Raw genomic sequence first — 10,714 nt, 5'->3', positions numbered from 1 at the left:
TTAGTTGAATATTTTGACATAAAAAAACCGCCTTAAAAAATTAGATATTATGTCTAACTTTTTTAAGGCGGTACATATAATCTCTAACCCTTTTTTATTTTTACCAAATTTGAACTCGATCGGATGGTTTTAGATACATCTGATCTTTTTCAGTTACATCAAAAGTAGTGTAAAAATCGTCTAAATTCTTAACTTGTACAGTAGCTCTAAGTTCTGCTGGGGCGTGCACATCAATCGATAACAATAATTGTTTAATTTGTTCTGTAGATTTATTACGCCAAATACGAGCCCAATTGATAAAGAACTCACGTAAATTACAATCATCTTCACCCTTAGCAGCTTCTTCAGCACAACTCAATCCACCAGCATCGGCAATGTTTTCTGAAACAGTTAATTTACCATTTACTTTTTGTCCAGCAAAATCAATACCATCAAACTCTTTAATCATGTTTTGTGCTAATTTACCGAAGTATTCATGATCTTCTTCTGTCCACCAATTAGCAAGGTTACCATTTTCATCAAATTTAGAACCATTATTATCAAAAGCATGTGAAATTTCATGAGCCATTACAGCTCCAATTCCACCAAAGTTTTGACTAGATGATTGTTTTAAACTATAGAATGGTGCTTGTAAAATAGCAGCAGGGAAAACAATTTGATTTTCTGTAGGCGAGTAATAGGCGTTAACCATATTAGCACTCATTCCCCATAAGCTACGATCTACTGGTTTATGCCATTTACTCATATTATCTTCGGCTACCATTCTATTAATTTTTTCAGTATTTTCAAACAGAGTTCCGCCATCTGCTTTTGAAGTTACTTTAAATTTAGAAAATAGTGGGTTAATTTTATCTGGATAACCTACGTGGATTCCTAACGCTTTTAGCTTAACAATTGCTTTTTGCTTAGTACTTTCACTTAACCAAGTGTTATTTTGTAGACGCTTTTCGTAAACGTTAATCATTTTAACAACCATGTTGTAAACGTCTTGTTTAGCTTTTTCACCAAAGTATTTTCGTCCGTAGTAATCACCAACTATTTGGCTAAATACATTAGCAGCAAAATTATAAGCTGCTTTTTCACGACTTTGCGCTTCTTTTTTACCTGATAAAGCTCTAGAAAATTCGCCACTTACTTGTCTGTATTCTTCATTTAAAGTATTACTAAACGAAGTTACCGTTTGTACAAGCATCCAATTCTTCATGTCGTTAAAGGTTTCTTCGTTAACTACTTTATCTAGATTATCTAAGAATTTAGGCTCAGTAACAATTGCTTCGTCTGGAACTTGACCAATCAACTCTTTAATAGCGTGCTTTAAATCAATTGCTTTGCTTTTGCTTGCAATTTCATCAAATTTCATAGGATTATAAATGTTTTCGATATCGGCTTTTTGTTCAGCAGTTAATACATAAGGAGCCATTGAACGATCAAAACGTTCAGCTGCAGACCAAATGTTTTTAGCTTGAGCATCATTATAACCAACCATTTTCAATAACTTAACAGCCATATTTTGGAACACATTCATTAACATGGCACCTTGTTGATTTTCCTTGTCATAATAACTGCGATCTGGAAGGAACAATGGGCCACCATCAACATATAAAACATTCATTTTAGCTTGTTTCATATCAGCTTCAACGCCAAAGTCTATAGGAGTAGGCAAGCCAGATAGTGTCCAATCACTAAATTGTTCATTTAAATCGTTAAAGGATTTAACTTCTTCAATGCGTTTTAGAATTGGCAATAATGGTTTAACACCATCATTTTCTTTCTTTTCAAAGTCAGTAGCTAAATCATAATATTTCTTAAATTCAACCATTTCATCATTTTCTGGTTTTATTTTGCCAGCCTTTAAATCATCAAAGTCTTTCATTAAAGTTTCTTCAATATTATCTACTAAATCCATAAAACCACCAATTGATGAGTGATCACTAGGGATAACTGCCTTAGCTTCCCAATCACCATTAACAGCCTTATAAAAATCATTTTTTAATTCTTGTTCGTTTATTTTGTCCAATTCATTCACCTACAATTATTAGAAATTAATACATTTTTTTAATGATAATATAATAAAAGACAATCCACAAGTACAGTGAATTGTCTTTAGTCTATTATTTGTTGAGTAAATCTTCAACAGAATTAATATTTTTCATATATTTAGGTACGGCTAGTCCCACTTTAGCACCATTAAGGTTCACTGCAACGTCATCTACTTTATCTTTATATTGTTTGTAGTAGATGCCAGCTGTGTTGGGTAACCATGCTGATAGGGTAGCATCAGCTTTGTTAGTTGCGATAGAAATCCACATTGGTTGCATTTCCATTGCTTGGATAGTTGTTTTATAGCCCATGCTATCAAGTACTTGAGCTAAAACATTAGTGGAAGCAATTTCTGAATCCCAAGCCACATAAGTTAACTTGATTGCTTTACCGTTGCCTTTGGCAGCTCCCTTAGTCCATTCAGCAACTAATTTAGGATTCTTTTTAATCCATTCACTAGCTGCCTTTTTAGGGTCCACTCCAGCATTTGTTTGAAGCATCACTTGAGACATTTGTTCAGGGGTCCAATGAAATTGTTTCATAATTTGATATGCTCCAGGAGCATCATTTTTTAGACCTTTACGAGCAATTGTATGAATTTGTTCGGCTTTACCATAGACGTTCTTAGGGTCTTTCAAAAATTTAATAGGAAACTTAGTGAACATCCAGTGTGGTTGCCAACCGGTAACCACAATCGGCTGTTTGTATTTAATTGCTTTATCTAGTGTACTAGTCATTGCCGCAGTAGAGCTAGTTTGCAATTGCCACTTGTTTTGACGTAAGCCGTATTCATCTAGAGCTTTTTGTGTGGAAGCCATAATTCCGGCTCCAGCGTCAATTCCAGTAATGGTGTAATTAATTTGTTTGCCTAATTTTTCATTAGGATTATAAGCAGCGGGTTTGCTACTACTACAAGCTGATAAAGTTGAAGCAAGAAGAATCACTGACAAAGCGGCTATAAGAAATTTTATTTTTTTGTACATATAATTCTCCTTCCTTATTTGATGTTGTCACGTTTAGATTTATTAAATGCTTGAGTAATACGGTCCAAGATGATGGCTAAGATAACGATTGAAATACCAGCAGCAAAACCAGAACCAGCATCATTTCTACCAACAGCGAAGTAAACTTGGGAACCGAGTCCCATAGCACCAATCATTGAAGCGATAACTACCATTGATAGGGTAAGCATCATACCTTGGTTAACTCCAGACATTAAAGTGGTTTTAGCTAATGGTAATTGAACTTTAATTAGTTTTTGCCAATCAGTAGAACCAAATGAATCTGAGGCTTCAATTAAATCTTCAGGTACTTGTTTAATTCCTAAATTAGTCATTCTAACTACTGGTGGAAGAGCAAAAATTACTGATGCAATTACTCCAGGTACCATTCCAATTCCAAAAAGTGCAACGGCTGGAATTAAGTATACAAAGGCAGGCATGGTTTGCATGAAATCTAGAATAGGTTTCAAAATTAAATTAACAGTATGACTTTTAGCCATCCAAATACCTAGTGGAATTCCAATGACTACAATGATTAAACTAGAAGTTAAGACTAAAGTTAAGGTTTGAGTCATATCTCTCCAATAACCTTGGTTGTAAATTAGTAACATTCCAATCAATTCAAAAGCCATTAGGCCCCAATGCTTGCTTTTGCGTAAAGCCCAGTATGTTAAACCAAGTACTAAGACAATAAATAACCATACTGGAAGTAAATCAAAGAACCATTGAAATGCGTTTACAATAGCACCAATAAAATTGGTAATAGCATTAAAGAAACCATTAAATTGAGTTAGCCAATTAACAAAAGCGTTAATCCATTTTGCTAAAGGAATAGTAGGCATGTTCATAGTCATTAAATTAAACATTATTTTGCACCTCATTTCCAGAAATTGCTTCAAGAATTGAACTTCTAATGATAATACCTAATAAACGATTATCTTTATCAACCACCGCAAATGGAACTGGTGAAGTAGAAATTTGATTTAAGAAATCATTAATTGGAGTGTCAGGATGAATGGTTGGTACATCAGTTTTAATAACACTGGTAATATCACGTTCGCCTTTTTCAATTAATTTGTTAATATTGTCAGCATCAACCAGTCCTTTGAAGTTATGATTAGAATCAACCACATAGGCACTAGAAATTTCATTACTACGCATTTGTCTTAGAATACTACGTGGACCATCTTTTTCGATATTAACAGCGTTTGGTCTAATCATTACACGACTAGCTGTAAGAATTTTAGTACGGTCAACATCTTCGATGAATTTTTCAACGTATTCATTTTTAGGGTTTTGCAAAATATCTTCTGGTTTGCCAGTTTGTACAATATTACCATCACGCATAATCATGATACGATCACCGATACGAAGGGCTTCATTTAAATCATGAGAAATGAAAATAATAGTTTTGTGCAAATGAGCTTGTAAGTCTAGTAACTCATCTTGCATTTCTTTACGGTTTAATGGATCTAGGGCAGAAAAGGCTTCATCCATCAATAAAATTTCAGGGTCATTAGCTAATGCACGAGCTAAACCAACACGTTGTTGCATACCACCTGATAATTGATCTGGAAAACGGTTATCGTATCCGTGAAGACCAACTAATTCTAAAGATTCATGAGCTTTTTCTTCGCGAGATTGTTTATCAACCCCTTGAATTTCTAATCCATAGGCAGTGTTTTCTAAGATTGTACGGTTAGGGAATAAAGCAAAGTTTTGGAACACCATGCTTAATTTCTTTCTTCTAATTTCTCGTAACTCTTTTTTATCTAAATCGGTAATATTTTTACCATCTAGTAGAATTTCACCATCAGTAGGTTCAATTAGACGGTTAAGCATTCTGATTAATGTTGATTTACCACTACCTGATAATCCCATAATTACAAATATTTCATTATCATTTACGGTAAAATTAGCTTTGTTAACACCAACAGTGCTACCAGTTTTTTCTAAAATTTCAGCTTTAGATTTACCATCTCTTAGCATTTCTTTGGCACGTCCAGCATGACGACCAAATATTTTGGTTAAGTTATTAACGTTAATTTTTGTGCTCATAAAATCCTCCTTTGATAAATATTAAAAAAACAAACAGAAACAATTATTACAAAAATTTACCGAGTATGTCAAATTATCTGTATCGTGGCGGGATTTTTTGAATACTTAAGTAACTTTTTTCTAATCAAATAAAATGCCTAACATATGTTAAAATCAAGTAGATAAACATATCAAATAATTTAATGAGATGATTAACAATAATGAAAAAGATAATTAATAAAATTCCTTTAAAATTAATTTTGATGTTCATAATAATGGGCATTGGTTTGATAACATTTGTTAAAAACGATGCTTTTTTATACCGACAACCAATTTTTCGAATTGATAAGGCAGAATTTTTACATAAAAATCAAACAACTGATACTTTTCAAAATGAAGATGTAGAATATACTCAAAGATTATTAGGTACCATTTTAAATGGTAAATATAAAGATAAAAAAGTTGTTATTAATAACACTTACAGTAACTCTCAAGCGATGGATAAAAAATATATAAAAGGTCAGCAAGCTTTTGTTATAATTCACAAAAACCCTAGTTTGAACGTTACTATCAAGGATTATAAACGAGATGTCCCAATTGTTTTTGTATTATTTTTAGCAATTAGCTTAATGGTGATTTTTTTAAAAATGAGTGGTGTGACAGCCTTAGGTAGTATTTTTGTTAATTCATTGTTATTTATTTTAGCTTTATTAATCAATAACCATGCTAATGGTGCTGGGGTAGTCATTATATTTAGTGTATTAGCGGTTATTTTTTCATTTGTTACATTGCTAATGGTGTTAGGATTTACACGTCAAATGTGGATTACTTTAGGATCTACTTTAACATGCACTTTTATGTCAGTATTGATTGGTTTGATTGTTTTTACTATTACTCATGAAAGAGGGATCTTTTATGAATCTATGCAATACGTTACTCAATCACCGCGGCCGTTATTTTTAGCTGGAACTTTGATTGGTTCATTAGGAGCCGTTATGGATGAGTCTACTGACATTATTTCATCTTTATTTACTTTAAAACATGAACACCCACAAATCTCTAAAAAGCAAATCTTTAAATCAGGGCAAAATATTGGAAAATCTATCATGGGACCTTTAATTAACGTCTTATTCTTTATCTTTATGGGTGAAACGTTACCAATGGCCATTTTATTTTTAAAGAATGGTAATAGTTGGGGATATTCTTTTTCCATGAATATGTCATTAGGCATGGTACAAAGTTTGATTAGTGCAATTGGAATAGTTCTAGCAGTGCCAGTTTCAAGCTTTTTAACTAGTATATTTATTAAAGAAGGTGGCAATAAATGAGTTCAATTGCACTGTTAGGCATAATTTTATTATTTTTAATGCTTTTGGTTGGAGGTCGTCAAGGCTTCAATTCTTTTATCAGCTTAATATTAAATTTTGGTTTTTTATTTCTAGCTATTGTTTTAATATCTTTTCACCTATCACCATTGTTAGTAACATTAGTTGTTGGAACGATTCTGTTATCTTTAACAATTTTTTTAAGTGGTGTAAATGATGAGACTGGTAAATTAGCTTTTTATTCTTCACTGTTTGTCTTAATTATTTTAGTAGTTTTAATTATTCCAATTGAATATTGGTCGCAAGTACAGGGATTTGGATTAGAAGATAGTGATGACTTAGAGGGCATGTCATTAATGATTGGAATTAGTTTTGTAAAAATATCCATTGCAACTGCGATTTTAAGTACTTTAGGAGCCATTGCTGAATCCACAATGGCGATTGCTTCTGGTTTAGGTGAAATAACTGAACAACATCCTGATATAAGTAGTAAACGATTACTTTTTGATGGATTTTTTATTGGTAAGCAAATTATTGGAACCACTTTGAATACACTGTTTTTTGGGTTATTTGGAGGTATGTTAGCTTTGTTCATTTGGTTCTTTGGTTTGAATTATTCTTTTGGTAACATATTGAACGATAAAGTTTTTAATGCTGAATTCATAATTATTCTGTTTTCGTTAATTGGGGTTATTCTATCAATTCCAATTACTTCAGCAGTCATAGCACACAATTGGAAAAGAAAACATAACTAAAAAGCATTCTTGAATTTAAAGAATGCTTTTTTAATTTACTATTGATAAAATGTCGATTACCACATATAATATCATTTAAATTTAATAACATTTTAATGTAAATATTATCTGGTTAGTTTTATATCTTGAGGAGGATTTTTATGAACAAACATGAAAAGTTACAAATACTTAGAGATTTAGTAGAAATTAATACGGTAAATAACTATGAAGAAGCAGTGGCTATTTACGTAAAAGACTTGCTAGCATCTTATGGTATTTCCTCCTCAACCATTAAGCAAGCTCCCAAACGTGCTAACTTAGTTGCTGAAATTATTAATAATGATGGTCCCATTCTAGGCTTTAGTGGTCATATGGATACTGTCAGTGAAGGTGATATTAACAGTTGGAATACCAACCCTTTTAAATTGGTAGCAAAGGATGGTAAATTATATGGTCGTGGAACTAGTGATATGAAAGCTGGTGTCGTAGACTTAATAATTTCTTTCATTGAATTAGCCAATGATGAAAACTTTAAAGGTAATGTACGTTTAATTTTGACTATTTCAGAGGAATTAACAGAAGAAGGGGCTAAATACTTATCTGATTTAGGCTATGGCGATGATTTAGATAGCTTGATTATTGCAGAACCTACCGGAGTTGCTAATGATAAGCTGCATGATTATGTGAATAGTGATGGAGTAAAAATTAATTCACAGCTAAAGCAAACTTTATTAGCTAAAAATGATTTAGGTGCTTTTGATGAGCAACATTTCATAATTACTGCGCATAAGGGATGGATGACTTATACCGTAACTTCTATCGGTAAGGCGGCACATTCTTCAATGCCAAGTATGGGAATCAATGCAATTGACAACTTGATAAAATATTATTTAGCAGAGAAGGTTTTTTATAATTCTCTGACTGAATACGATGATGATTTAGGTTATACCGTATACGCACCAGATATTATTCGCGGTGGTAAACAAGTAAATAGTATTCCTGATAAAGCTTATCTTCAGGTTAAAGTACGAACAATTCCACAATTACCAAATGATGAATTAATTCGACGCCTAACAGCAATTATTGATCGTTTAAATAAGCAATCAGGAGTTAATTTAACGCTTAAAGTTGAATATAATGAATGTCCTGTAAAATGTCACAATAATACTAATATTGTTGATATTTTTCAAAAAGAAGCTGGACTTGTTTTAAATGAGGCAACGCCATTGCCAAAAGTGGGAGTTTCTTTGGGAACTGATGCTTCTGAGTTTCGACGTAATAATCCGGAATTGGATATAGTTATCGTGGGTCCAGGTAACACAACTTCTCATCAAGCCAATGAATATGTTGATTTAGAAACTTTTTATAATATGACTGACTTGTATTTTAACGTAGCCGTTAAATTCTTTGAAAAAAATCTAGTTAGATAATTTGAAGCCATGTATTTTCAATACATGGCTTATTTATTTGATATAATTAAATTATTAGGAGGGGATAATATCCTTATATATTTAATTTTGTTATATCTTATTTTATTTGTAGGTTTAATTGCTTTAGTTGATTTATCACTTAAATCGCGTAAGTTTAATAAAGACCTAACAGAAAGCATGCTAGTATATTTAAAAAATGACAAGAGTAGACTGCGTCTAAACTTATTCGATAGAATTTCCACTTTTTTGCTATCGTTTATTTTAACTTATACTGTTTTGAGTTTGTTTTTCCCAGAAATAGCTAATAGTTATGCTTTGATTTTTCTATTAATTGCCGAGTTTATTTTTGCGTACATGAAATTTATGACTTATAAAATTAATGTTAAATTTTGGCCTTATGGTGAGCAAGTTTTTACTCAATGGTTTAACGTATACAAAAACAATATAATTATTTTTCTGATTATATTTGTTTTAGCAGATATTTTTGTAATGTTTACAGCTTTAATGTATGCACAAAATTTTAGATTAATTAACTAAAAAAGCATCATGCCCTAAGCATGGTGCTTTTTAGAATTGATTCATTAATTTTCCTAGTGTGTAGTGAATAATCATGGTTAAAATTCCAATAACAATATTTCTTACTACAGCGGTTTTTACTAATCCATCACCTAACTTAGCACTTAGATATCCAGTTAAAGCAACTGATAATACAACGGCACCAATTGTTCCAGGCCAACGATATACTCCCGGAATTAAACTCATTGCAAGTAGTGGAAAAACTCCACCAGCAGCAGCTGAAATTAAAGATGAAAAGGCAGCATGCCATGGGTTCATATAATGACCTAGTTGAATACCATATTTAGTATTAACTACGGTTTCTAATGGTTTTTTATTTAAAAGTTCGCGTGCGATTTCGGTTGATGTTTCTTCAGAAATACCACGACTCATATAGTATTCTTTAACTGATTGAATTTCTTCATCAATATTATTTTTTAATAACACTTGTTCATTAGCTACGGCAGAACTTTCAGCGTCTCTTTGAGAACTAACCGATGCATATTCTCCTGAAGCCATTGAAAACGCACATGCTAGTAAGTCTGATAAACCAGCAATAAAAATTGTAAAGATGTTAGGAGTTGCTACAGCAACTGAAAACAAAACTCCTACAACAGTTAAGATACCGTCATTTGAACCTAATACACCAGCTCTTAACGTGTTTAGCTTTTCACTCATTGTTTGACTATCTTTTTTACTTTTCAAAAGAAAATCCTCCTAACCGTTTGAAATAATTCCAACTAGTAATCCAATCAAGTACGTAACAATCATAGTTAACATTCCAGAAATAACATTTCTAGCAACTGATCTTCCACGATTTGCATGACTTAAAATGGCAGCTACATAACCGGTAATTGCTAAAGCAATAATAACTGCAATAAATGTTGCAATAATTTTTATTTTTGAAGGTAGTAAAGTAATTGCTAATAGCGGTAAAATAGAACCGGTAGGAAATGAAATCATTGATGCAATGGCAGCAGCATAAGGGCTGGTAAATTCACTAACGTTGAATCCAAACCTTTCACGTACTGTGGTAACTAAAGCGTCTTTGTTCATCATTTCTTTAGTAGCTTTATTAGCTAATTCTTCTGAAATACCGGTACTTTTATACTTATTTTTAACGAAATTGAATTCATCATCATAGTTGTTTTTCAAAGCATTTTTTTGACGCATAACAGCTCGTCTTTGTGAATCCTTTTCCGTATTAACTGATACATATTCTCCCATAGCCATCGATACAGTACCGGCAATCATACCGGCAATTCCTGAAATAAAGATAGAAAATGAATCTGTAGTAGCACCAGCAACCCCAATAACAATACCGGCAACTGATAGAATACCATCATTCGATCCCATGACGCTGGCTCTCAAAATATTGATTTTTTGAGCTAAACTAGTTTTTTTCTTTTTCAATGTATGTACGCCCCTTTTGTTAGATTAGAATGATTATTATTTAATAATTAATTTAATGATAATCCTTATTATATAAAAAGTAAAGAAAAAAGGAACTCCATTATTGAAGTGCCTTAAAAAAGTTAGACAATTATTACTAAATTAAATATTTAATTTCATGGAATGATTTCGATATTCAA

General features: G+C 32.0%; 10 protein-coding genes. 4 read left to right on the top strand and 6 right to left on the bottom strand.

Annotated elements, in window-relative coordinates:
• Positions 1-100: 100 nt before the first annotated feature.
• From K5Q11_RS07355 to K5Q11_RS07340, 4 genes are all read right to left on the bottom strand, one after another.
• Positions 101-2,017, bottom strand: a complete 1,917-nt coding sequence (locus K5Q11_RS07355) for a M13 family metallopeptidase (protein ID WP_251067934.1) — start codon at positions 2,015-2,017, stop codon at positions 101-103.
• A gap of 94 nt (positions 2,018-2,111) precedes the next feature.
• Positions 2,112-3,023, bottom strand: coding sequence for a glycine betaine ABC transporter substrate-binding protein (locus K5Q11_RS07350; protein ID WP_220752380.1), 912 nt, complete (start codon positions 3,021-3,023; stop codon positions 2,112-2,114).
• Positions 3,024-3,037: 14 nt separating this feature from the next.
• Positions 3,038-3,889, bottom strand: coding sequence for an ABC transporter permease (locus K5Q11_RS07345; protein ID WP_373311510.1), 852 nt, complete (start codon positions 3,887-3,889; stop codon positions 3,038-3,040).
• 10 nt (positions 3,890-3,899) lie between these two features.
• The gene (locus tag K5Q11_RS07340) at positions 3,900-5,099 is read right to left on the bottom strand and encodes a quaternary amine ABC transporter ATP-binding protein (protein ID WP_220752378.1); all 1,200 of its coding nucleotides are present in this window, start codon (positions 5,097-5,099) and stop codon (positions 3,900-3,902) included.
• A 200-nt stretch (positions 5,100-5,299) separates the two neighbouring features.
• Between K5Q11_RS07340 and K5Q11_RS07335 the strand changes: the two genes are divergently transcribed.
• The 4 genes from K5Q11_RS07335 to K5Q11_RS07320 all read left to right on the top strand — a co-directional run bounded on the left by K5Q11_RS07335 (position 5,300) and on the right by K5Q11_RS07320 (position 9,104).
• On the top strand, positions 5,300-6,406 hold the full coding sequence (locus K5Q11_RS07335) for a YibE/F family protein (RefSeq protein WP_220752376.1): 1,107 nt from the start codon (positions 5,300-5,302) through the stop codon (positions 6,404-6,406).
• Complete coding sequence (locus K5Q11_RS07330) at positions 6,403-7,158, top strand: YibE/F family protein (protein WP_220752374.1); 756 nt, start codon at positions 6,403-6,405, stop codon at positions 7,156-7,158. The genes K5Q11_RS07335 and K5Q11_RS07330 overlap by 4 nt, the downstream gene beginning before the upstream one ends.
• A 140-nt stretch (positions 7,159-7,298) precedes the next feature.
• Complete coding sequence (locus tag K5Q11_RS07325) at positions 7,299-8,567, top strand: M20/M25/M40 family metallo-hydrolase (RefSeq protein ID WP_220752372.1); 1,269 nt, start codon at positions 7,299-7,301, stop codon at positions 8,565-8,567.
• 87 nt (positions 8,568-8,654) lie between these two features.
• Positions 8,655-9,104 carry a hypothetical protein gene (locus tag K5Q11_RS07320; protein WP_220752370.1) on the top strand — a complete coding sequence of 150 codons (450 nt, stop codon included), beginning with the start codon at positions 8,655-8,657 and terminating at the stop codon, positions 9,102-9,104.
• A gap of 30 nt (positions 9,105-9,134) precedes the next feature.
• Here the strand turns inward: K5Q11_RS07320 and K5Q11_RS07315 are convergent, their stop codons facing one another.
• Complete coding sequence (locus K5Q11_RS07315) at positions 9,135-9,800, bottom strand: VIT1/CCC1 transporter family protein (RefSeq protein ID WP_220752384.1); 666 nt, start codon at positions 9,798-9,800, stop codon at positions 9,135-9,137.
• A gap of 39 nt (positions 9,801-9,839) precedes the next feature.
• Positions 9,840-10,535: a VIT1/CCC1 transporter family protein gene (locus K5Q11_RS07310; protein WP_282575965.1), complete on the bottom strand. Its 696-nt coding sequence runs from the start codon at positions 10,533-10,535 to the stop codon at positions 9,840-9,842.
• Between the last annotated feature and the right edge of the window lie 179 nt (positions 10,536-10,714).

Origin of the sequence: Apilactobacillus xinyiensis (assembly GCF_019656235.1) — a bacterium.
Lineage (GTDB): Bacteria > Bacillota > Bacilli > Lactobacillales > Lactobacillaceae > Apilactobacillus > Apilactobacillus xinyiensis.
This window is presented reverse-complemented; position numbering and strand designations above follow the sequence as displayed.